Below are 21,132 nucleotides of genomic sequence, written 5' to 3' on the forward strand. Positions count from 1 at the left end.
ATCCCGTGCCCGGTGAGGACCACGGCTCAGGTGGACATGCCGTAGGCGGCGCGGACCCGCAGGACGTACTCGACCAGCGTGATCAGCGTGCTCTTGACGGACTCACGGGAGCGGGCGTCGGTGCGCACGATGGGAACGTGCGGGGCGAGCGCCAGCGCCTCCCGCACCTCATCCTGCGCGTGGATGAAGTGCCCGTCCCAGCCGTTGACGCCGATCACGAAGGGGAGTTTGGCCTCCTCGAAGTAGTCGATCGCCGGGAAGCCGTCGGCCAGCCGCCGGGTGTCGACCAGGACCACCGCGCCGATCGCGCCGCGGACCAGGTCGTCCCACATGAACCAGAACCGGTGCTGGCCGGGGGTCCCGAACAGGTACAGGATCAGGTCACGGTCCAGCGAGACACGGCCGAAGTCCATCGCGACCGTGGTCGTCACCTTGTTCGGGGTGAGACCGAGGTCGTCGATGCCGGCGCTGGCGTCGGTCATCACCGCCTCCGTGGTCAGCGGGAGGATCTCCGAGACGGCGCCCACGAACGTGGTCTTGCCGACGCCGAACCCGCCGGCAACGACGATCTTCGTCGACGTCAGGCCGCTATGGTTAGAGCCTGCGTAGTCCACTGAGAACCCTTTCGAGCATGTTGAGGTCTGGTTGTCCCTTGTCAAGGCTCGGCTGGTGCAGCCGGACGAGGCCCTCGTCGGCCATGTCCGCCACCAGCACGCGGGCCACGCCGAGCGGGACCCTCAGCAGCGCCGAGATCTCGGCGACCGACCGGAACGACCGGCACAATCTGATGATGGCGTCCTGCTCGGGGGTGAGCAGAACCAGCTCCTCGTCCCTGATGAACGAGGAGGAGACCAGCGTCTCCATCGCCATGTGATAGCGCGGCTCGGATCGGCCGCCGGTGACCGTGTAAGGACGGAACAGGGGCTCTTCATCCCCGGTTCCGTCACTTCCCAGCACAACCCTCTCCTGGGGAAGGTGCGGTCATCATCGCCCCCGGGAGGACTGCAGCTCGGCTCTGAGCGCCGGGGTGAGCACCTGGCCGGCCCGGTCGACGAGCAGGGTCATCTGATAGGCCACAAGCCCCATGTCGCATTCGGAAGAGGCCAGTACCGCGAGCACCGAGCCGTCGCTGATCGCCATGACCAGCAGCAGACCGCGCTCCATCTCGACCACGGTCTGGGTGACGGCCCCGCCCTCGAACACACGGGACGCGCCCACGGTCAGGCTGAGCAGGCCGGCGGCGACGGCGGCGAGCTGGTCGGCACGGTCGTCCGGGAACCCGTCGGAACTGGCGATCCGCAGACCGTCCGCCGAGACACACACGGCGTGCGCGACTCCGGGGGTGCCCCGGACGAACTCGGTGATCAGCCAGTCGAACCTACGCGCCTCTTGGCTCAGGGTCGTCACGAGTTCTCCTCCCTGTCCGCCACGTCTCTGGCGGTGTCCTCGTATAGTTCGGCGCGACCTCGCCGTATCCCCTGCTGGAAACTCGACAGGCGGCTGCGGACGCGCTCGGGCGAGATGGGTGGCATCGGGGTGGACGGCGCGGAGGCCGCGGCGCCCGGCACCAGGTTGGCCTTGGGGGTGCGCTTGGGCAGTCCCGCCGAGGTGACCCCGCCAAGGCTGGGATCGCTCACCGCCTGAGCCGCCTGCCACCCGGCGTCGGCCGGGGTCTCCCAGTTCTGTACCGCACGCGCCGGAGCGGGCTCCTCCCCGGCCGGCCGGCGGATCGGCGTGTCATCCACGGCCGAGGCGACCGGCGCGGGCCCGTCCGGCACCGCCGGCCGCGGAGACTCCGTCTGCCCCCCGGACTCGTCGGTGATGGACGCGTACCCGCCGCTGCCGTCCGCCCTGCGGAACCAGGCCGACTCGACGGAGGCGAAGATCGGCAGGAACTCCTCCTCCTCGGGTTCGAGCGGGGAGACCCGTACGGCGGGCATCGACGCGGTCGCCGGATCCTCCCGGGAGGTCTGCCCCCAGTCTCGGGAGCTCTGTCCCCAGTCTCGGGAGGTCTGGTCCCGGGAGGTCTGTCCCCACTCACGGGAGGTCTGATCCCGGGAGGTCTGTCCCCACTCGCGGGAGGTCTGATCGCGAGATGTCTGCCCCCAGGGGGAGAACACCTCGGCGGAGGAGATCCCGTTACCGCTCGTCCCCTGCACCTGACGTTTGGGCAGGGGGTACTCGGCGCTCGGCGGCGGGGCGCCGAGTGAGGCCGAGGGAACCGGGTGCTCCCCGGGGAAGGAGGCGAAGCCGAACGAGGGTGCCGGCTGAACGAGCGGCTCCCCGAAGGAGCCCTGCCCGAAGGAGCTCTGCCCGAAGGAGCTCTGGCCGAACGAGCTCTGCGCGAAGGAGCCTCGGGGCGACGGGACCTGTCTGCCGTGCGCCTCGACGCCCCACGACGGTGTCTGGCCCGGCTGTGCCCCCTCGGGGACGATGAGCTCCGGCGGGAAGAGGACCATGGCGATGAGGCCGCCGGCCTCCTGGGGGCGGAGCTGGACCCGGATGCCGTGGCGCAGGGCCAGGCGGCCGACCACGAACAGGCCCATCCGCCGGGAGACCGAGACGTCCACGACGGGCGGGTCCGCCAGGCGCCGGTTGGTCTCGACCAGTTCGTCGTTGGTCATGCCGATGCCGGCGTCGCTGACCGCGAGCAGCGCGCCACCGCCCTCGATCATGCTGCTGGACACCACGACCGGGCTGGCCCGGGGGGAGAACTGGATGGCGTTCTCCACCAGCTCGGCGACCAGGTGGACGATGTCGTTGGCGGCGCTCCCGGCGACCGAGATCGTGCGGTGCACCTTGACCTGGACCCGCTCGTAGTCCTCGACCTCCGACAGCGAGGCGCGCACGACGTCGACGAGCTTGGCCGGCTGGCTGCGCCTGCGGGTCGGCTCGTGACCGGCGAGGACCAGGAGGTTCTCGGAGTTGCGCCGCATGCGGGTGGCGAGGTGGTCGAGCTTGAACAGGTCCGCGAGACGGCCGCCGTTCTCCTCGCCCTTCTCCAGGCCGTCGATCAGCGAGATCTGGCGCTCGACCAGCGTCTGGGTACGGCGCGACAGGTTGACGAACATCGCGCTGATGTTGGAGCGGAGCTCGGACTCCTCGGCGGCCAGCCGTACGGCCTGCCGGTGGACCTCGTCGAACGCCTTGGCGACCTCTCCGATCTCGTCCTTGCCGTCGACCGAGATGGGGGCGATGTCGGGCACCCGGCTGTCTCCGGAGACCCGCAGGTTGCGCACCACCTCGGGAAGCCTGAATCCGGCGACGTCCAGCGCCTCGCCCCGCAGGCGGCGCAGCGGCAGGACCATCGAGCGGGCGATGAGGACCGTGAGGCCGAGGACCAGGATCAGCAGGAGCAGGATCAGGCCGGAGGCGATGATCGCGTTACGCTGCTCGGTGTCCTCCAGCACGCGGGCCCGAGTGATCACGTCACCGGCGACCTTGTTCTCGACCTTCTTCATCCGGTCGAGGGTCGCCCCGTTGTCCGAGAACCACTGTTTGACGGCGGCGAAGTCGGAGAGCAGGCGGCCCTCCCGCCGGGTGTCGCCGGCCAGCACGATCGCCCTGGCCTTGGTCAGCTCGGCGCGGTAGACCTTCTCGTCCATCATGGTCTTGACGAGGAGCTGGCGGTTGGCCGGGCTCGCCTCGATGCCGAAGTCGGCCTTGTACTCCTCCATGCGCGAGCGGGAGGCGATGAACTTCTCGATCTCCTGGGCGTCGACCAGCGAGGGCGCGTAGTAGCCGGCCAGCAGCCGGGCCCGCTGCCTGGAGACCTCCTCCTTGGCGCGGGCCAGCGCGCTGAGCGCGCGGGTGTTACCGATGATCTCCGGGTCGTCGCTGACCAGCGTGAGCTCCTCGTGGAGCTGGAGCAGCGGAGAGATCATGAGACTGTAGCGTTCGGCCCTGTTCGTCCCGGGCAGCTGGCGGAGTTCCCGCAGACCGGCGAGCTGGTAGCCCACGTCCTTGGCCGCGTCGACGGCCCGGGGGCCGTAGGAGTCGTCGATTCCCTGCAGATCGAGCGCGACTTTCTTGATCAGCGCGTCGACCGTTCTCTGCTGTGTGTCGGCTGCTTCCTTCAAGCCTTCGTTGGTCGGCTGGAACGAGGACCATGCCACCCGGTCACGTTCCAAACCCAGGGCCTGTGCCAATTCACGCAACCCACCCGAGTATTCGGCCGCCGCCGCGGTCCGCTGATATCCGGCCACGCTGTCGATGGAGGCGACCACCCGCGTGCCGGCGAGCACGACCCCCACCGCCGTCGGCACCAGGATCAACGCCGTGAGGCGCGACCGCACGCGCCAGTTCCGCATACCGAACCGGGCGGCATGGCGTTTGCCGCGGCCAGGTGCCGGAGCACCGCCGCTCTCGGTTGTCGCCGTCGTCACCGCTCTCGCTCTACCTCTCACCATCACGACATGAGTGGCCCTTATCAGACCACAAGGTCACGGGACGCAATCGGCATAACCGACAAACCGGACTTAATCGTTACGAAGGTGACGAGGGAACGATTGCCATGGTTATCGCAAGGCGGCAAGCACCTGGTCCCGTACCTGTGCCCGCTGGGCTCCCTCTGTCAGAGGACCCCCGGCTCTATCGACAACGTAGAAGACATCCACCGCCTCTGCGCCGAGAGTCTCCACACGTGCGGCTCGCACGTCAAGACCACAATCTCCAAATGCTCTACCAATTCGCCACAATAGCCCCGGACGGTCATGAGCGCGTACCTCCACAACGGTCGCCGTATTGGACGCGTCGTCCACGAGAGTAACCCGTGGTGGCGCCGTGGGAACCTGGACCCGGCGCAGCGAACGGGCCCTCCTCGCCAGCCGCTGCTCGATGTCAAGCCGGCCCGCTAGGGCCAACCGTAAATCAGCTTCCAGTGTCGCCGGATCCGGGGGCGAACCGTACTCCGGCATGACCGAAAACTCAATTACCGCAGTCTCCCCCACCGAAGCCGCGGAGGCGGCGCGGACCACCAAGCGGTGCGCGGCGAGCACCCCTGCCGCACGCCAGAGCAGCCCGGCCCGGTCCGGCGCGACCACGGTGACCACTCCCCCGGCGACCCGTACCGCACCGCCGCCGTGCCGGGCGGGCGCGGCCGGGGCGGCCGGGAGCGCGGGCACGGGCGGCGGAGGGGTACCGGCCAGCACCGAACGCACCCGGCGCACCAGATCGGAGACCAGGGCCGCCTTCCAGGAGTTCCAGGCGGCGGGACCGGCGGCCCGGCCGTCGGCCACGGCCAGCGCGGCCAGCAGTTCGAGCGTCTCCCGCGAGCCCACGGCCTCCGCCACCCGGGAGACGGTCACCGGGTCGTCCAGATCGCGCCGTGTCGCCGTCTCGGGGAGCAGCAGATGGTGGCGGACCACGCTCTCCACGGTCTCCACGTCCGCGGGCGGCAGCCCTATTCTGGTGCCGATGTCCCTGGCCACCACCGCGCCGGTGATCGAGTGGTCGCCGGGCCAGCCCTTGCCGATGTCGTGCAGGAGGGCCGAGATGAGCAGCAGGTCGGGCCGGGAGACCTCCCGGGTGAAGGCGGCGGCTCCGGCCGCGGTCTCGATGAGATGGCGATCCACCGTGTAGCGGTGCACCGGGTTACGCTGCGGACGGTGCCGTACCCGTTCCCAGTCGGGCAGCAGCCGGACCAGAACGCCCGCCTGGTCCAGCTCCTCCCAGACGGGCACCGCCGCCCGCCCGGCGCCGAGCAGCGCGACCAGCGCGTCCCTGGCCTCCCTGGGCCAGGGGACCGGAAGCGGCGGAGCCTGGACCGCCAGCGCGTTCACCGTGGCGGGGGCGATCGGCAATCCCGCCTCGGCCGCCGCGGCGGCGGCGCGCAACAGCAGCGTGGGATCCTTTCGCGGGCTGACGCCCCTGGCGAGCACGACCTCGCCGCCGTGCTCGACGACCCCGTCGGCGAGCGGACGGCGGCCCCTCGGCGCCGGACCCGACAGCAGGCGGCCGACGGCGCGCCAGGTGGCGTCGGAGGCGTGCGCGACCGTCCGGCCGGACTCGGCGAGCCTGCGCATCAACGCCTCGGCGTCGAGCAGCCCCAGGACTCCGGCGACCGCGTCCTGCTCCTGGAGCACCAGCCGGTCGGCCCCGCGGGCGGTCACCAGGTGCAGGCCGTGCCGGACGTCGAGCAGGAGCTCGTACGCCTCGCGCACCCGGGGCCCCGGAGCCGCGGCCACCCAGGCGGCGGCCACGGCCTGCATGGCCTGCACGTCGCGGAGGCCGCCGCGCGCGTCCTTGAGGTCGGGTTCGAGCAGGAACGCCAGCTCGCCGCCGGTCTCCGCCCGCCTGTCGACGGCGTCCCGCAGCTCGGCCAGGCGGCGCCGGGAGCCGGCCCGCCACTCGGCGAGCACGGCCTCCCGCGCGGCCCTGGTCAGCTCGGGGTCCCCGGCCACGTGCCGGGCCTGGATCAGCCCGAGCGCCGCCCTGAGATCCTCCCCGGCGACCGCGACGGCCTCGGCCACGGTCCGCACCGAGTGGTCGAGGCCGATGCCCGAGTCCCAGACGGGATACCAGACGCGGTCGGCGACGCGCGCCACGTCGTCACGGCCCCGGTGCAGCAGGACCAGGTCCAGATCGCTGCCGGGGGCCGGTTCCGCGCGGCCCAGACTCCCCACAGCGACAAGCGCGACTCCGCCGGGCACATGGCGGAGCGGAGGGCCGGGGGCGTCCTTGAGGGCGCTCTCGGGGCCGCCGGGCCCGTCTGTGCCCCCGGCGCCCCCGCGCCGCCCGGCCCCGCCGGCGCGCCCGTACGGCGTGCCGCAGGCGGCCCTGAGCAGGTCCGCCAGCCAGTGGTCGATGTCCGAGGTCCGCTCCCTGCGGGCCGCGGCGTACGAGTGGACGTCGTCTCTCACCGGCTCAGAGCGCCTCTGGGCCGCGTTCCCCGGTACGGACCCGCACGACGGTGTCCACCGGGATCGACCAGACCTTGCCGTCCCCGATCTTGCCGGTCTGCGCGGCCTTGACGATGACGTCGATGACGTCATCGGCGTCGTCCTCCTCGGCGAGCACCTCAAGCCGGATCTTGGGCACCAGGTCCACCCGGTACTCGGCGCCGCGGTAGACCTCGGTGTGGCCGCGCTGGCGGCCGTACCCGCTCGCCTCGCCGACCGTCATTCCCCTGACCCCGAACCGTTCCAGGGCCGCCTTCACGTCATCGAGTTTGAAGGGCTTGATGACGGCGGTGATGAGTCTCATACGTCCACCTTCCTCGCGGTGCTGGTGTTCGCCGGGCCGTGGGAGGACGCCGCGCCGGACGCGTGCACGGTGCCGAGGTCGTAGCCGGTCTCGGCGTGGGAGGTGATGTCGACGCCGGCGAGCTCCTCCTCGGCGCCGATCCGGAAGCCCACCGTCCTATCGATGATCTTGGCGATGACCCAGGTGACGGCGAACGAGTAGACGCCGACCGCGACCGGGCCGAGAACCTGCGGGCCGAGTTGCCCGACGCCCCCGCCGTAGAGCAGGCCGGTGCTCTGCTGCTCCAGGAAGGGGTGTGCGGCGAGGAAGCCGAGCGAGACCGCGCCGAGCACCCCGCCCACCAGGTGCACGCCGACCACGTCGAGCGAGTCGTCGAAGCCGAGCCGGTACTTCAGGCCCACCGCGCAGGCGCAGACCGAGCCCGCGACCGCGCCGATGACGAGGGCGGCCCAGGGGTCCACGAAACCGCAGGCCGGGGTGATCGCGACCAGGCCGGCCACCGCGCCCGAGGCCACGCCCAGGCTGGTGGCGTGGCCGTCCCGCATCTTCTCGACGAGAAGCCAGGCGCCGGCGGCGGCCGCGGCGGCGATCTGGGTGTTCATGAAGGCCAGGCCCGCGGTCCCGTCCACGGCGAGCTCGGAGCCCGCGTTGAACCCGAACCAGCCGAACCAGAGCAGCCCCGCGCCGAGCAGCACCAGGGGCAGGTTGTGCGGGCGCGTCGGCTCCCGGCCCCACCCGGCGCGCCTGCCGAGCACCAGGGCGAGCGCGAGTGCCGCCGCCCCGGCGTTGATGTGAACCACCGTGCCGCCCGCGAAGTCCTCGATGCCCAGGCTGAACAGCCAGCCGCCGCCCCAGACCCAGTGGGCGACGGGGAGGTAGACGACGGTGACCCACACGACCGTGAACAGCACCCAGGCGCCGAACCTGGCGCGGTCGGCGACGGCACCGCTGATCAGCGCGACGGTGATGATCGCGAAGGTCAGCTGGAAGGCGGAGAAGACGAGGCTGGGCATTCCGGTGCCGTCGGGCTTGGTGGCCGTGTCCACCAGGCTCTGCAGGCCGAGGGCGCCGGAACCGCCGACGAACATGTTGACCAGGCCGTCGGCGTTGTCGGTGAAGGTCAGCGAGTGACCGTAGAGCACCCAGGCCACGGTGACCGTGATGATGCTGACGAACGACATCAACATCATGTTGAGCACGCTTTTCGCTCTGGTCATCCCACCGTAGAAAAGCGCGAGCCCCGGAGTCATGAGCAACACCAGTGCGGTGGCCGTGAGCATCCAGGCAGTGGTGCCACTGTCGATCTTCATTCGGCACGACCCTCCGTCGCGTATGGCATAGACCGATCTCGGCGCGCAGCGAACGCTTCCTGGGCTCCGTCGACCGGTCACGCACTGGCGATGTGCCACAGCGTGTTCTTCCGCGGTTTCACCGCGCGATCCGCCGTGTTTCGCCCCGGTGAATCTCCGCCCCCCGGTGTTTCATCCGTGTTTCAGAGGGGACCTGTCACGGTCCGAAGACGGCGGCGGCCACGCCCGGGGGCGCCCCGCCCCGGCGCCCGGGGCGGGTCCGCCCCCCGGCCCGCGAGGGCGCGAAGGCCCGGCGCGCCCCTCCGCGGAACGGTCCATCGCGGCGTGGAGCGATCCGGTACGGCTCCACGCGGAGCCGCTCAACGCGAAAAGGTCCGGTACGGCTCCACGGGGAAGCCGTACCGGACCACGGTGGCTCAGGCGGCCGAGGCCATCTTCCGGAGCCGGGCCAGGGCGTCACGCTCGATGCGGCGGGCACGGTCACGGCCGATGCCGTAACGCTCGCCGACCTCGGTCAGCGTGTGCTCGCGGCCGTCCATCAGGCCGTAACGCCAGCGCAGCATCTCGCGGGTCTGGCCCTCCAGCCCGGTCAGCCACTCCTCCAGACGCTCACGCTCCAAGATGTCCATCGCCTGCTGCTCGGGGTCGGCCCACGTGTCGTCGGCGATCATGTCGCCCAGCTCGGTCTCGTCGTCGTCGCCCACCCCCAGCTGCAGGGAGACCGGGTCGGAGGCCCAGCGGCGGAGCTCACGGACCCGCTCGATCGGCAGCTCCAGCACCTCCGCCAGGTCGGCGTCGGTCGGCTCCTGGTCGAACTCGGCCAGCATGTCGCGCCGGACCCGCATCAGCCTGGTCATCTGCTCACCCGCGTGGGTGGGCAGGCGGACCGGCCTGGCCTGCTCGTGAATGGCGCGCCCCACGGACTGGCGGATCCACCAGGTGGCGTAGGTGGAGAACTTGTAGCCGCGCCGGTAGTCGAATTTCTCGACCGCCCGCACCAGGCCCAGGTTTCCCTCCTGGACCAGATCGATCAGCGGCATTCCCCGCCCGGAGTATTTGCGCGCGACCGCCACCACAAGACGTAGATTGGCCTGGATGAATCCGTCTTTGGCCCGCTGCCCCGAAACGGCCAGCCGTTCAAGCTCCTCATCGGCGGCGTCCGCGACCCGCGGCTCCGTCAACCCGCCGTCCAGCAACTGCTCCGCGAAGAGACCCGCCTCGATCCGCTTGGCGAGCTCGACCTCCTCCTCCGCGGTGAGCAGGGGGACCCGCCCGATCTCAGCCAGGTAGGTCCCGAGCAGATCTCGATCAGAGACGTGCTGGTCCTGCGTCCGATTCCCCGTCGGCCTTGCCATCCGATGGCACCTCGCTCCGCCTGCTTATGGCAGGCCCGCACGCTCGCTCAAGACCCCGTGCGTGCGGACGTGCCGCTTGCCTAATCAACGCCGGGATCAGGGCAAAGATTCCCTAAAGGAGTACGCCCGAAGAATGGTTTTGGATTTCCTCCTCAAGGAGGATGTCCATGGGCGCGACGTCATGGGGAAAGCCACTTCCCGCCGCCGCCCGGCTCAAACCAGGCGGAGCGCGCCCGCCGCGCCCCGCCTCATCCGTACTCCCCGCGCGCCTCGGCGATCGCCTCGCCGAGCAGCGCGCCCACGTCACCGAGGACGTGCCGCCCCTCCCGCACCACCCGGCGGCCACCCGAGACCACCGAGTGGACGTCGGCGGCCGTCGCGGCGAAGACCACCACCTCCGGGGCGTCTCCCCGGGACGGCCCCGCCGTGCGGATCGAGTCGAGCCGCACCGAGACCAGATCGGCCCAGGCGCCCGGGACGAGGGTTCCCGCGTCGGGAAAGCCCAGCGAGGCGTGCCCGGCCGCGGTGACGGCCTGGAGCAGCTCGGCGGCCGTCCAGTGGCCGCGCCGCTCGGTGACCAGCCGCTCGTTCAGCTCGACCGCCCGCGCCTCCTCGAACAGGTCCACGACCGCGTGACTGCCGGAGCCCAGCGCGATCGGCGCCCCCTCGCCGAACAGCACCCCGGCCTGGCCCTGACCGTCCGCCAGGTCGCGTTCGGTCGTCGGGCACACGCAGACACACGTGTCCGACTGGGCGAGCAGGGCGATGTCCACGTCGGAGAGGTGGACGGCGTGCACCGCCGTCGAGCGGGGGCCGAGGATGCCGTGCTCACCGAGCACCTGGACCGGGCTGGCGGCGTAGACCTCCACGCAGACCGCGTTCTCCGCGCGCTGCTCGGAGACGTGGACGTGCAGCGGGACCGCGTGGTGATGGGAGAACCCGCCGACCGCCAGCAACTGCTCCGCCGGAACCGCGTGCACCGAGTGGACGGCCGCCCCGATCTCGACGTCCTCCGCCACCCGGTAGACCTCCAGCAGCGCCTCGGCCCGGACGGTCCACCTCCCGGCGTCGCCGTCACCGAACCGCAGCTGGGTGCCGGTCAGCGGGACGCCGATGCCGCCGCTCAGATAACAGGTGTCCAGCAGCGCGATGCGCAGGCCCGCCTCCCGCGCGGCCTGGACGAGCGCGTGACCCATGCTGTTCGGATCGTCGTACGGCCTGCCGCCCGGAGCGTGGTGGAGATAGTGGAACTCCCCGACGCAGGTGATCCCGGCCAGCGCCATCTCGGCGAACGCGGCCGTGGCCAGCCTGCGGTAGGAGTCGGGGTCCAGCGTCGCGGCCACGCCGTACATCTGCTCCCGCCAGGTCCAGACGCCGCCCCTCTTCCGCTGCGTCGTGCCCCGCAGGGCCCGGTGGAAGGCGTGGGAGTGCGCGTTGGCCAGTCCCGGCAGGGTCAGTCCGGCGAGCCGTACGGCTCCCGGGGGAGGCGCGGCCACGCCCGGGGCGATCTCGGAGATCCGGGAGCCCGTGACGGTGACGAGCACCCCGGCGACGACCTCGCCGGGCGGCAACCAGGCCAGCTCACACCAGTAGTTCAGCTCCGGCACAGGTCCTCCAGGGCGGTGGCGAGGACGACTTCCGCGGGACGGCCGGACATCTCGGCCGCCATTCTTTCCATTATGTGAATAAATGCGTTCACGAATGGGCCGTGCCACCGGCATGAAGCACCAAAGAGGCGCCTAAAACGCGATGACGTCCGGATGAGATCCCGCCTCGTACCCCTCGGTGGGACTCACCACCTCAGGTGAACCGCCTCAGGTGACCGGGCCCGCCGACGGCCGGATGGCGATCTCGGTGACGTGGGCGTCCCGAGGGGCCGTGACCGCGGCGAGCACCACCCGCGCCACCGAGTCCGGGCGGAGATACCTCTCCGGCTCGTAGGTCCCGCCCTCCTGGGCCCGCACCCCGCGCTGCATGTCGGTGTCCACCCGCCCCGGATAGATCGAGGTCACCCGGAGCGCCGGCTCCTCCAGCCGGAGCGCGTCGGCGAAGGCGCGCAGCGCGAACTTGCTGGCCGCGTAGGAGCCCCAGTCCGGGTTGGCCCGCTGCCCCGCCCCCGAGTTGATCAGGACGACCTGCCCCCCGGCCACGCGCAGCGCGGGCAGCAGCAGCCGGGTCAGCTCGGCCACCGCGATCAGGTTGATCTCCATCGTGCGCCGCCAGACCTCGGCGGGGGTCTGCGCGATCCGGCCCAGGGTCACGGTGCCCGCGCTGTGCACCAGCACGTCGAGCCGGTCGATCGCGGCGACGTCGGCCTCGACGACGTCGGTGAGCTCCACCGGCCACGGCAGCGAGCCCGGCAGCTCGGCTGCGAGCCCGGCCAGCGCCTCGACGTCCCGGCCGCCGAGCAGCAGGTCGTGGGTGGGGGCCAGGGCCCGCGCGATGGCGGCTCCCACCCCTTTGGAGGCTCCGGTCACCAGTGCGATAGGGCATGCGGACATGTGGATCACCCTACTCCGGGCGGAAGGTCCCGGGCCCGGGACGCTCCAGGATGAGCGCGTGGACGCGGTGCGGGTAATCGTGGATCCACGCCCCCGAAAAGATCAAAAATGGCGAACTTCCCTGAAAACCTGTTGAACCTCTCGCGGGGAGAGGCTTCAGTCTTTCCCTGAACCTTTGGAACTCCGGACCCGTGAACCTCTCGGGACCACCCCCCGAAACGGAGCGTCATGATCATTGAAGCGCACGGCCTGCGCAAAACCTTCACCGCCAAACGCGGGCGGGGCAAGGCCGAGAAGGTCGAGGCCGTACGGGGCGTCGACCTGTCCGTCGCCGAAGGCGAGATCTTCGCGGCCCTCGGCCCGAACGGCGCGGGCAAGACGACCACCGTACGAATGCTCGCCACCTTCACCACCCCCACAGCCGGCACCGCCAGGGTCGCCGGATACGACGTGGTGAAAGAGGCCGCCAAGGTCCGGGAGAGGATCGGCTACGTCAGCCAGGCGGGCGGCGTGGACGAGAACGCCCCGGGTCTGGAGAGCCTGCTGCTGGCCGCGCGCCTGGCCGGGCACTCCCGCAGGCAGGCGCTCACCCGCGCGGACGAGCTGCTGGCCGCCTTCAGCCTGACCGAGATCGCCGGACGTCCGGTCAAGACGCTCTCCGGCGGCCAGAAACGGCGCTTCGCACTGGCCATCGGCCTGGTGAACCGGCCGCCGCTGATCTTTCTCGACGAGCCCACCACCGGCCTGGACCCGCAGAACCGCGCCAACCTCTGGGATGAGGTCCGCGCCCTGCGCGACCAGGGCACCAGCGTGCTGCTGACCACCCACTACCTGGACGAGGCCGACGCGCTCTGCGACCGGCTCGTCATCATCGACAACGGCATGGTCGTCGCCGAGGGCACCGCCGAGGAACTCAAGAAGGAGGTGGCCGGCGACGTCGTCACGCTCAAGCTCGACGACCTGGCCTCGGCCCAGAAGCTCCTCGCCGCGCAGCCGTACATCAAGGAGGTCCAGGAGGAGGGTGACACCCTGCGCGCCTACCTCGACGACGGCGAGCACAATCTGCCCGCCCTGCTCCGCGCGCTGGAGGTCGGGGGCCTGGCCATCCGGTCCATCTCCCTTGAGAGGGCCACGCTCGACGACGTCTTCCTGCGGCACACCGGCCGCTCCCTCCGCGACGCCGCCTGATTCCGATAGGACCCCCCATGTTCCGACACACCATGCTGTTTCTCGGCTACGAGCTCGGCAACGTCCGCCGTAACCCGGTCTGGCCCCTGTTCGGCATCCTGCAACCCGTGCTCTACCTGCTGCTGTTCGCGCCGTTGCTGACCACCACGACCAAGGGCGGGACGCTGATCGAGGCGCTGCAGATGTTCACCCCCGGCACCATGATGATGATCGCCCTGTTCGGCTCGATGTTCGCCGGTTTCACAATGATCAACGAGACCCGCAACGGCGTGCTGGAGCGGCTCGCGGTCAGCCAGGCATGGCGGCCGGCGATCATCCTGGGCCGAGTGATCAAGGACATGCTCGTCCTCGTCCTCCAGGCGCTCCTGGTGATGGGCGTGGCCGTGCTGATGGGCCTGCGGCTGAGCCTTGCCACGGTGCTGCTGATGCTGCTGCTGATGGCCGCGACCGGCCTGTTCGCCGCCAGCGTCTCCTACGGCCTGGCCCTGGCGGTCCGCGACGAGGGCGGCATGTCGCAGATCGTGCAGTTCTTCGCGCTACCGCTGACCCTGCTGGCCGGGATGCTGCTCCCGGTCTCCCTCGGCCCGGCGTGGATGCAGACGGCCGCCAAGTTCAACCCGCTCTACTACTCGGTCGAGGCGGGCAGGTCCCTGTTCGCCGGGCGCCTGTCCGACGGCACGATCCCGGTGGCCTTCGGCCTGTTCATCGTGCTCGGCACGCTCGCCCTGGTCTGGTCGGTCCGCTCGCTCAGGAAGCTGGCCGGGTAACCCACCCGGCCCCGGCCGTGTCCCCCGCGAACGTCCACGCCCTCCGGAGAAGGGTGGGCGTCCCCGGCTCTCCCCCGGGGACGCCCACCTTTCCGGTTGCCACATCGACCTTTGCCCTGGCCCCCGCCCCGCACGGACTGGACCGGAGATCGAACTCGGCGAGCGCCCGATGAGCGCCCTTGAGCGAAGAAGAGGCTCCGCACAGGGCGGGATGCCCGATTTCCCGGCGGCCAACCGGCCCAGCGGATCGGTGCCCGAACTATCCCGCTACGCACCACTGCAATTTGTGGGATTGGTAGGAAATAAGGGAGATCAACGTGACCTGGCTCCACAGCGCGGACGAGAGCCGTCAGGTGGGGAGCAGGAACTGGGGGGCGGCCGGCTCACGGTAGAGGTCGTCGTCGGCGAGCAGCTCCCCGTGGGTGCCGACGGCCCGCACCCCGCCCCCTCCGCCGCCCGGAGGCGGCTCAGCGGCGGCGGGTGCCGTACTTCCTGCGCAGCTCGGCCACGGTGTCCAAAATCTCGTCCTGGGTCCTGAGCAACTTGGCCTCGGCCTCCTCGGTACGGCCCTCGGCCACCAGCCGGCGGTTCCCGGTACGCCTTCCCAGCCTCCGCTTGGCCCAAGCCCTCATCTCTCGCAGGTTGAGCTTCTCGACGAGACCCATGGTCCACACTCCTTCGGCAGGCAGGCCCCTCGGCTTCCCCGCAGGCGGCCGAATATGCGTCCCCGCCCCGTGTTTCCCGCTCGGCCCGGGCGCCCGGCCCCTTCGAGGGGGCTCAGTCGAGGTCGGGAACGTCGTCGTACTCGGCGTCGCCCTCGTCGGCCCTGCGGAGCTTGATGTCCTCCACCCAGGCCCAGGCGAACCGGCGGATCTCCGCGATCCGCTCGCCGTCCACGCCGTAGGACTCGAAGTCCTCGTCGGCGATCAACTCGACGAACTCCAGCCGCATCACCAGCTCGGCGAGGGAGAACTCCTCGTTGTGCAGCCGGGCCAGGTGCTCCAGCTCGCGGAAGCCGTACAGGTGGGAGACCGACGCGATGTCGATGACGTCGCGGGCGAGGCTGCGTTCGTGCAGGGCGCGCATCTTCAGGCCCACCGCGTCGGCGAGGGAGACGACGGACAGGTCGCCGAGGGTCACGGGCTGACGCTGGAACGCCTCCCTGAGCAGGTCGAACTCGCAGCTCTGCTCCGTCACCGGGTCGCGCACGACCATGCGCCCCATCCGGGGGGTGACCTCGATCAGGGTGACCTCCAGCCCGGCGTCCCCGAACGCCCGGGCCACCCCGTCCGCGACCTCGGGCAGCGGGATCTCGGCGGCGGTGGCGAAGTCGAGGTCGTCGCTGGGACGGTCGGTGAGACCGTGGGCGTTCATGGCGTGACCGCCGGCCAGGACCAGGCCGAACCTGGCACAGGCGGGCAGTACGGCCTGCACCATCCGCTGCTGGAAGGGAGGCAGCGTCATCATTCCCACCCCAGATCGGTGATCCTGCTCTCCCAGGCCCGCCGGTAGCTCGGCCCGAGCCCCCGGCGCAGGGTGGGCCAGTCGGCCACCAGGAGCCCGGCGTTGAGATACGACTCGGCGTCGGCCCGGCCGCCGCCGGTGATGACGATGCGATACAGGCTCATCCGCAGCAGCGGGTTGACCAGATCGAACTCGGTGAGCCCGGACCAGGCCAGGTGGATGGGCAGGGCGACCACCCCCGTGGCGGGACCGCGCAGGTCGGCCAGGGAGCCGGGGATCCGCTGCTCCACACCGTCCCAGCGGGACGGAAGCGCACTCACGCCTCTCAGTATGCCCGCCCGGGCCCGTCCGCCGCCTCATCGCCGCGACCGCTTCCGGGTGGAGGGAAGGTCGTGGCGCCCGGAGACGAACTCCTGGAAGGCGATCTTCGCGCGGATCGCCGGGCGGCGCCACCGCTCCTCACGGCGCTCGGCTCCGACCATCTTGCGGGGCGCCGGGCGCCGGGTGCCGGGGGCGTAGAACCAGTACGCCCAGGGCGAGCCCGGACGGGCCAGCCGGATCGCGCCCGGGATCAGCAGGAGCGGGACGAACAGGCCGACCAGGCCCGTCCAGATCTTGCCCTTGAGCAGGGTGACCGTGGCGAGCGCGAGGTTGGCCACGATGACGCCGGCCGTCACCCAGGTGCCCTGCGGCGTGCCGTCCGACCCCTCCCAGCCGAGTGGGCGCAGGCCGAGCAGGAGCAGGCCGGTGATCGCGATCGCGATGAACACCGCGTCGACCGAGGTACGGCCCTCCTCCTCCCAGTAGACGTCGTGCAGGTGCAGGATCAGCGCGAACTCGTCCAGGACCAGGGCCGCGCCGATGCCGAAGACCGCCGCGGTGACGGCGTACCAGCTCTGGGAGATGCCCGACACGATCAGCCCCGACACCCCGCCCAGCATGGTCAGCACCACGCCGAACACCACGTGGTGGATGTGCATCTCACCGATGTTGACGTTGCGGAACCAGCCGAGCTTGGCGCGGATGAGCCGGACGTTGATCCGGGTGAACACGAAGGCGCCGATCAACGCGACAAAGAAACAGAACAGCGGCAGCCGCCCTGTGTCCAATATTCTTTGCCGGAACAAATCCCCCACGGCCCATCAGGCTATGCGAGGAACCCTCGCAGTAGGGTCGCGGTGCCCTCAAGATGCCCGGCCACCGCACGGCTCGCGGCGCCGGAGTCTCCGGCCAAGATCGCCGTCACGATCTCCTCGTGCTGGACGGCGGCGTGCCGGATGTTGTGCTGGAGCAGCGGGATGGCGTTGAGCAGGCCGGCGACCCTGAGCCAGGCGTCGGCGCAGGCCGCGGTGAGCAGCGGGGAGCCGGTCAGCTCGGCGATGGCCAGGTGGAAGGCGGTGTCGAGACGGCGGTAGTCTCCCGGCCCCGCGGAGTTGACCTCCCTCAGCCGCCTCCGCAGCTCGTCGCGGCGCGGCCGGTCGAGCTCCGTGCCGGCCAGCGTCTGGGCCGCGCCGAGCTCCACGGCCATCTGGAAGGTGAGCGCGTCGGCCAGGTCGTCGGTGCCCATGTCCACCACGGCCCTGCGCAGGTCGCCCTGGCCAGGGCGCGGCGGGGTGTAGGTGACGAAGGCGCCGCCGTACCTGCCCCGCCGTACGTCGAGGTAGCCGGCCTGTTGCAGCGCCCGGATGGCCTCGCGCAGGGTGACCCGGCTGATGCCGAGGTGCGCGGCGAGCTCCCGCTCCGGCGGCAGCTTCTCGGTCACCACCTCCAGCTTGATCGCCTGGAGCAGGCGCTCCACCGTCTCCTCGAAGGCGTTGCCCGCCCGGACGGGCCGTAACACGGCGGCCAGGGGCGCCCACTCGTCCACGCCGCCCCCACCCCCTTGACCGACGCCCGCCGCACACTCCAATGGTCTGATCTTAGCCCAATGGCGGTTCGACGAGGAGAGCCGCGGGGGCGCCGGCTCCGGCCTTCGCGCGGGGGCGGCCCCCGGCATCCGGGGCCGGATGACCGGATGACCGAATGGATCCCTCATACACCAGGGATAGATGACAATCAGGGAGGAACCGTGACAGTACGGGGATTTCGCTCGGCCGGTGCGGACGGTTAGGCTGGCCACGACACCGATGAACCCCGCGCGGGAGAGCGTCCTGACATCCAGGCCAGGACCCCTGAAGGAGCAAGCCCTCCCCGCGAACCTCTCAAGGCAAAGGACCGTGCGGGTAGGTGCCTCTGGAAAGCAGGCCGTACGGCCTCGCCGAAGGTGAAAGTCCGGCAAAAAACGGGCGAAGCTCTCAGGCATCCACGACAGAGGGGGAGGATGCTCTCATCTGACCCCTGCCTGAGGTGCGAACATGTCCCGACCCACGCCGCTACGCGGCGTCCACGAGGCCCTCGGCGCGACGCTGACCGATTTCGCGGGCTGGCTGATGCCGCTCCGCTACGGCAGTGAGGCCGCCGAGCACAACGCGGTCCGCCAGGCGGCGGGCCTGTTCGACCTGTCCCACATGGGCGAGATCTTCGTGACCGGCCCGCAGGCCGCCGAGGCCCTGGACTACGCGCTCGTCGGCTACATCTCCGCCCTCGAACCGGGCCGCGCCCGCTACACGATGATCGTCGATCGCCGGGGCCACGTGCTGGACGACCTGATCGTCTACCGTCTGACCGGCGAGGAGTTCATGGTCGTCGCCAACGCCTCCAACTATCCCCGGGTGGCCGCCGAGCTCACCGAGCGCGCCCAGGGCTTCGAGGCCGTGGTGGACGACCGCTCCGAGCGGTACGGGCTGATCGCGGTCCAGGGCCCCCGCTCCCTGGAGATCCTGAGCGAGCTCACCGACGCCGACCTGAACGGCCTCAAGTACTACGCCGGCCTGCCCGCGACCGTGGCCGGGCGCGAGGCGCTCATCGCCCGCACCGGATACACCGGCGAGGACGGCTTCGAGCTGTTCGTCGCGGCCGGCGACACCGAGCCGCTCTGGACCGCGCTCACCAAGGCGGGCGAGCCGTACGGCCTGCTCCCCGCCGGGCTCTCCGCACGTGACACCCTCCGCCTGGAGGCGGGCATGCCGCTGTACGGAAACGAGCTGTCGGCGGAGCTCACTCCGTTCGACGCGGGGCTCGGCCGTGTGGTGAGGTTTGACAAGCCGGGCGACTTCGTCGGCCGGGCCGCCCTGGAGCCGCTCAAGGACGTCCCGCCGGCCCGTCGTCGGGTCGGACTGGTCGCGACCGGCCGCCGGGTGCCCCGCCACGGGTACCAGGTGGTCTCCGGCGACGGCACCGTCGTCGGGGAGGTCACCAGCGGGGCGCCTTCCCAGTCACTGGGCAGGCCCATCGCCATGGCCTACGTGGACACCGGTCTGTCCACCGGCCTGGCCGTGGACATCCGGGGTAGCCGCGAACCGGTCGAGGTCGTTGAACTGCCTTTCTACAGGAGGAAAAAGTGAGCAACATCCCCGAGGACCTGCACTACACCAAGGAACACGAGTGGATCTCGGGCATCGACGACGGCCTGACCCTGACCGTGGGCATCACCGCCTACGCCGCCGAGGCGCTGGGTGACGTGGTCTACGTGCAGGTGCCCGAGGTGGGGTCGGCGGTCACCACCGGCGACGCCGTCGGCGAGGTCGAGTCGACCAAGTCGGTGAGCGACATCTTCGCCCCGGTGACCGGTGAGATCATCGAGGTCAACCAGGCGGTCGTGGACGACCCGTCGTTGGTCAACAGCGACTCGTACGGCGAGGGCTGGCTGTTCCGCGTCCGGATCGAGGGCGACACGGAGGACCTGCTGTCCTCCGAGGAGTACGCCGCACTCACTTCGGGCGAATCCTAAAATTTCTCCTTTTGTGCCGTGATCATGCGCGCCGACCGGCGCGCATGATCACGGCGATGTGAAGGCAAGGACAGAGCAATGGCGATCAGCGTCTTCGACCTCTTCAAGATCGGGATCGGCCCGTCCAGCTCGCACACCGGTGGGCCGATGGCCGCCGCCCACAGGTTCGCCCGCGGCCTCGACGAGACCGGGCTGCTGGACAAGACCGCCAGGGTCGAGGTGATCCTGTACGGTTCCCTCGGCCTGACGGGCAAGGGTCACGGCAGCGACAAGGCCGTCCTGTTCGGCCTCTCCGGCGAGAAACCCGAGCTCATCGACGTCGACACCGTGGAAGAGCGGCTGGCCGCCATACGCGCCTCCGGGACGATCTCCCTGTACGGCTCCCACGAGATCCCCTTCGTGGTCGGCGAGCACCTCGTCTTCGAACGCAAGATCTCGCTGCCGCACCACCCCAACGGCATGCGCTTCAGCGCCTTCTCAGAGGCGGGCGACCTCATCAGGGAGAAGATCTACTACTCGGTGGGCGGCGGCTTCGTCGTGGACGAGAACGCCACCGGCGCCGACCGGATCAAGCCGGACGACACCGCCCTGCCGCACCCCTTCACCACCGCCGCCGAGTTGCTCGCCCACTGTGCCGAGACCGGCCTGTCGATCTCCGGGCTGATGCTGGAGAACGAGAGGGCCTTCGGCCGCTCGGAGCAGGAGATCCGCGACCAGCTGCTCCACCTGTGGCGCGTCATGACCGACTGCGTCCGGCGCGGTGTCTCCAAGGAGGGCGTGCTGCCCGGCGGGCTGAAGGTCAGGCGCCGGGCCAACCAGCTCCACCGGAGACTGCAGGGCGAGTCCCCGGAGAAGGACCCGCTCCACGCGATGGACTGGGTCTCGCTGTTCGCCCTCGCGGTGAACGAGGAGAACGCGGCCGGGGGCCGGATCGTCACCGCCCCCACCAACGGCGCCGCCGGCATCGTCCCGGCCGTGCTCACCTACTACGACCGCTTCGTCCCCCAGGCCAGTGACGACGGCGTGGTGCGCTTCCTGCTCACCGCCGGGGCGATCGGCGTGCTGTTCAAGGAGAACGCCTCCATCTCCGGCGCCGAGGTCGGCTGCCAGGGCGAGGTCGGATCGGCCTGCTCGATGGCCGCCGCCGGGCTCACCGAGGTGCTGGGCGGCACCCCGGAGCAGGTGGAGAACGCCGCCGAGATCGGCATCGAGCACAACCTGGGCCTGACCTGCGACCCGATCGGCGGCCTGGTGCAGATCCCGTGCATCGAACGCAACGCGGTGGCCTCGATCAAGGCCATCGCCGCGGCCCGGATCGCGCTGCGCGGCGACGGCCGCCACTTCGTCTCCCTGGACAAAGCGATCAAGACGATGCGCGACACCGGCCGCGACATGCTGGACAAGTACAAGGAGACGAGCCGCGGCGGCCTGGCCGTGAACGTCATCGAGTGCTGACCGCTCCGCTCCCGCGCGTCGCGCGACGGCCCACCTGGCCGGGGTGACACGGGAGCGGGA

General features: G+C 70.7%; 20 protein-coding genes and 2 riboswitches. Of the genes, 5 read left to right on the plus strand and 15 right to left on the minus strand.

The annotated features are described in order from the left end of the window. Nucleotides 1–26: 26 nt before the first annotated feature. From ABZ194_RS13065 to ABZ194_RS13110, 10 genes are all read right to left on the minus strand, one after another. The gene (locus ABZ194_RS13065) at nt 27–584 is read right to left on the minus strand and encodes an ATP/GTP-binding protein (protein WP_355595750.1); all 558 of its coding nucleotides are present in this window, start codon (nt 582–584) and stop codon (nt 27–29) included. Between the two features lie 10 nt (nt 585–594). Then, nucleotides 595–957, minus strand: a complete 363-nt coding sequence (locus tag ABZ194_RS13070; RefSeq protein ID WP_355595561.1) for a DUF742 domain-containing protein — start codon at nt 955–957, stop codon at nt 595–597. Nucleotides 958–984: 27 nt separating this feature from the next. Then, nucleotides 985–1,398 carry a roadblock/LC7 domain-containing protein gene (locus ABZ194_RS13075; protein ID WP_355595752.1) on the minus strand — a complete coding sequence of 138 codons (414 nt, stop codon included), beginning with the start codon at nt 1,396–1,398 and terminating at the stop codon, nt 985–987. Between the two features lie 5 nt (nt 1,399–1,403). Next, a complete protein-coding gene (locus ABZ194_RS13080) occupies nt 1,404–4,295 on the minus strand; it encodes a nitrate- and nitrite sensing domain-containing protein (RefSeq protein WP_355595563.1) in 2,892 nt (963 codons plus the stop codon). Nucleotides 4,296–4,517: 222 nt separating this feature from the next. Next, nucleotides 4,518–6,860 (minus strand): [protein-PII] uridylyltransferase, encoded by a 2,343-nt coding sequence (locus ABZ194_RS13085; protein ID WP_355595566.1) that lies wholly within the window; start codon nt 6,858–6,860, stop codon nt 4,518–4,520. A gap of 4 nt (nt 6,861–6,864) precedes the next feature. Next, nucleotides 6,865–7,203 carry a P-II family nitrogen regulator gene (locus ABZ194_RS13090; protein WP_355595568.1) on the minus strand — a complete coding sequence of 113 codons (339 nt, stop codon included), beginning with the start codon at nt 7,201–7,203 and terminating at the stop codon, nt 6,865–6,867. Continuing rightward, nucleotides 7,200–8,513 carry an ammonium transporter gene (locus tag ABZ194_RS13095; protein WP_355595570.1) on the minus strand — a complete coding sequence of 438 codons (1,314 nt, stop codon included), beginning with the start codon at nt 8,511–8,513 and terminating at the stop codon, nt 7,200–7,202. The genes ABZ194_RS13090 and ABZ194_RS13095 overlap by 4 nt, the downstream gene beginning before the upstream one ends. Nucleotides 8,514–8,929: 416 nt before the next feature. After that, nucleotides 8,930–9,868, minus strand: a complete 939-nt coding sequence (locus tag ABZ194_RS13100) for a sigma-70 family RNA polymerase sigma factor (protein ID WP_355595572.1) — start codon at nt 9,866–9,868, stop codon at nt 8,930–8,932. A 248-nt stretch (nt 9,869–10,116) separates the two neighbouring features. Beyond that, nucleotides 10,117–11,475 carry a formimidoylglutamate deiminase gene (locus tag ABZ194_RS13105; protein WP_355595574.1) on the minus strand — a complete coding sequence of 453 codons (1,359 nt, stop codon included), beginning with the start codon at nt 11,473–11,475 and terminating at the stop codon, nt 10,117–10,119. Between the two features lie 207 nt (nt 11,476–11,682). After that, on the minus strand, nt 11,683–12,369 hold the full coding sequence (locus ABZ194_RS13110; RefSeq protein ID WP_355595576.1) for an SDR family oxidoreductase: 687 nt from the start codon (nt 12,367–12,369) through the stop codon (nt 11,683–11,685). A 228-nt stretch (nt 12,370–12,597) separates the two neighbouring features. On the opposite strand from ABZ194_RS13110, the gene ABZ194_RS13115 reads away from it, so the two are divergent. Next, nucleotides 12,598–13,557 carry an ATP-binding cassette domain-containing protein gene (locus ABZ194_RS13115; protein ID WP_355595578.1) on the plus strand — a complete coding sequence of 320 codons (960 nt, stop codon included), beginning with the start codon at nt 12,598–12,600 and terminating at the stop codon, nt 13,555–13,557. A gap of 17 nt (nt 13,558–13,574) precedes the next feature. Next, nucleotides 13,575–14,324, plus strand: a complete 750-nt coding sequence (locus ABZ194_RS13120; RefSeq protein ID WP_355595580.1) for an ABC transporter permease — start codon at nt 13,575–13,577, stop codon at nt 14,322–14,324. 467 nt (nt 14,325–14,791) lie between these two features. On the opposite strand, the gene ABZ194_RS13125 is transcribed toward ABZ194_RS13120, so the two are convergent. The 5 genes from ABZ194_RS13125 to ABZ194_RS13145 form a co-directional block, all read right to left on the minus strand. Further along, nucleotides 14,792–14,989: a hypothetical protein gene (locus tag ABZ194_RS13125; RefSeq protein WP_355595582.1), complete on the minus strand. Its 198-nt coding sequence runs from the start codon at nt 14,987–14,989 to the stop codon at nt 14,792–14,794. Between the two features lie 112 nt (nt 14,990–15,101). After that, a complete protein-coding gene (locus ABZ194_RS13130; protein WP_355595584.1) occupies nt 15,102–15,788 on the minus strand; it encodes a nucleotidyl transferase AbiEii/AbiGii toxin family protein in 687 nt (228 codons plus the stop codon). After that, complete coding sequence (locus ABZ194_RS13135; protein ID WP_355595585.1) at nt 15,788–16,108, minus strand: hypothetical protein; 321 nt, start codon at nt 16,106–16,108, stop codon at nt 15,788–15,790. The genes ABZ194_RS13130 and ABZ194_RS13135 overlap by 1 nt, the downstream gene beginning before the upstream one ends. 36 nt (nt 16,109–16,144) lie before the next feature. Next, on the minus strand, nt 16,145–16,924 hold the full coding sequence (locus tag ABZ194_RS13140) for a hypothetical protein (protein ID WP_355595587.1): 780 nt from the start codon (nt 16,922–16,924) through the stop codon (nt 16,145–16,147). A gap of 11 nt (nt 16,925–16,935) precedes the next feature. After that, nucleotides 16,936–17,655: an FCD domain-containing protein gene (locus tag ABZ194_RS13145; protein WP_355595589.1), complete on the minus strand. Its 720-nt coding sequence runs from the start codon at nt 17,653–17,655 to the stop codon at nt 16,936–16,938. A gap of 261 nt (nt 17,656–17,916) precedes the next feature. After that, a riboswitch (glycine riboswitch) is annotated at nt 17,917–18,015 on the plus strand. Nucleotides 18,016–18,017: 2 nt separating this feature from the next. Further along, a riboswitch (glycine riboswitch) is annotated at nt 18,018–18,102 on the plus strand. 40 nt (nt 18,103–18,142) lie between these two features. Here ABZ194_RS13145 and gcvT point away from each other — a divergent pair. From gcvT to ABZ194_RS13160, 3 genes are all read left to right on the plus strand, one after another. Then, nucleotides 18,143–19,231, plus strand: a complete 1,089-nt coding sequence (gcvT, locus tag ABZ194_RS13150; RefSeq protein WP_355595591.1) for a glycine cleavage system aminomethyltransferase GcvT — start codon at nt 18,143–18,145, stop codon at nt 19,229–19,231. Further along, nucleotides 19,228–19,617 carry a glycine cleavage system protein GcvH gene (gcvH, locus tag ABZ194_RS13155; protein WP_355595593.1) on the plus strand — a complete coding sequence of 130 codons (390 nt, stop codon included), beginning with the start codon at nt 19,228–19,230 and terminating at the stop codon, nt 19,615–19,617. The genes gcvT and gcvH overlap by 4 nt, the downstream gene beginning before the upstream one ends. 78 nt (nt 19,618–19,695) lie before the next feature. Next, nucleotides 19,696–21,072 (plus strand): L-serine ammonia-lyase, encoded by a 1,377-nt coding sequence (locus ABZ194_RS13160; protein WP_355595595.1) that lies wholly within the window; start codon nt 19,696–19,698, stop codon nt 21,070–21,072. The last annotated feature ends 60 nt before the right edge of the window (nt 21,073–21,132 follow it).

The sequence above is a fragment of the Streptosporangium sp. NPDC006007 genome, assembly GCF_040614315.1.
Classification (GTDB): domain Bacteria; phylum Actinomycetota; class Actinomycetes; order Streptosporangiales; family Streptosporangiaceae; genus Streptosporangium.

What these genes read in the sequence shown, in the direction of transcription:
- ABZ194_RS13090 (WP_355595568.1), bottom strand. Translation starts at nt 7,203, where the DNA reads ATGAGACTCATCACCGCCGTCATCAAGCCCTTCAAACTCGATGACGTG.
- ABZ194_RS13095 (WP_355595570.1), bottom strand. Translation starts at nt 8,513, where the DNA reads ATGAAGATCGACAGTGGCACCACTGCCTGGATGCTCACGGCCACCGCA.
- ABZ194_RS13100 (WP_355595572.1), bottom strand. Translation starts at nt 9,868, where the DNA reads ATGGCAAGGCCGACGGGGAATCGGACGCAGGACCAGCACGTCTCTGAT.
- ABZ194_RS13110 (WP_355595576.1), bottom strand. Translation starts at nt 12,369, where the DNA reads ATGTCCGCATGCCCTATCGCACTGGTGACCGGAGCCTCCAAAGGGGTG.
- ABZ194_RS13115 (WP_355595578.1), top strand. Translation starts at nt 12,598, where the DNA reads ATGATCATTGAAGCGCACGGCCTGCGCAAAACCTTCACCGCCAAACGC.
- ABZ194_RS13120 (WP_355595580.1), top strand. Translation starts at nt 13,575, where the DNA reads ATGTTCCGACACACCATGCTGTTTCTCGGCTACGAGCTCGGCAACGTC.
- ABZ194_RS13125 (WP_355595582.1), bottom strand. Translation starts at nt 14,989, where the DNA reads ATGGGTCTCGTCGAGAAGCTCAACCTGCGAGAGATGAGGGCTTGGGCC.
- ABZ194_RS13130 (WP_355595584.1), bottom strand. Translation starts at nt 15,788, where the DNA reads ATGACGCTGCCTCCCTTCCAGCAGCGGATGGTGCAGGCCGTACTGCCC.
- gcvT (WP_355595591.1), top strand. Translation starts at nt 18,143, where the DNA reads ATGTCCCGACCCACGCCGCTACGCGGCGTCCACGAGGCCCTCGGCGCG.
- ABZ194_RS13160 (WP_355595595.1), top strand. Translation starts at nt 19,696, where the DNA reads ATGGCGATCAGCGTCTTCGACCTCTTCAAGATCGGGATCGGCCCGTCC.